1 protein-coding gene is annotated in these 516 nt (G+C 50.6%); it reads right to left on the bottom strand.

The window, feature by feature from the left end; all coding sequences use genetic code 11:
• Window positions 1-17 precede the first annotated feature (17 nt).
• On the bottom strand, window positions 18-516 hold a 499-nt coding region (locus IE038_RS24280), incomplete at its 5' end, for an RHS repeat-associated core domain-containing protein (RefSeq protein WP_189396450.1).

Here is a 516-nt window from a genome sequence, read left to right as displayed (position 1 = left end):
CTTGGATTTTTTGAACCTCAAGCAGCGAGGGCCTCAAAAATCGGTGGGTACTTCAGACCTTCCTTAGGTGTTTTATGCCCTGCCCCTGATACACCGATATTAACCGTTCTAACCTTACCTCCCGCAGGATCCACTCCTGCATTAAGTGCCTTATCAAGACATACAATTTCTGCACACGCACCGTGCCATGCAGCACGGTTCGCCTGCGGCGTCCCCATCAGAGCACCTGTTACTTGAGGGTTGTGCGGTACAGACTCACCACTGACACCAGTAAACAATTTATCCTCTACCCTTAATTCTGACGCTGCACCTGTGCGCTTACCTGATGCAAAAGCAGCATCCGCTGCTGCCTCTGCCGAACTAATTGTTTTTGCTCCTGATAATTGTTCTTTACGCGCCAACCCAAACGGATCAATCCAGAAAACCGGATTCGGCGCATACACATACAGGTTAAGCCCACCCGCATAGCCAATCGGGTCCTTGCTGATAAACCGCCCGACCAAGGGATCATAGTAC

Source organism: Pseudomonas laurentiana (assembly GCF_014648275.1).
Lineage (GTDB): Bacteria > Pseudomonadota > Gammaproteobacteria > Pseudomonadales > Pseudomonadaceae > Aquipseudomonas > Aquipseudomonas laurentiana.
This window is presented reverse-complemented; position numbering and strand designations above follow the sequence as displayed.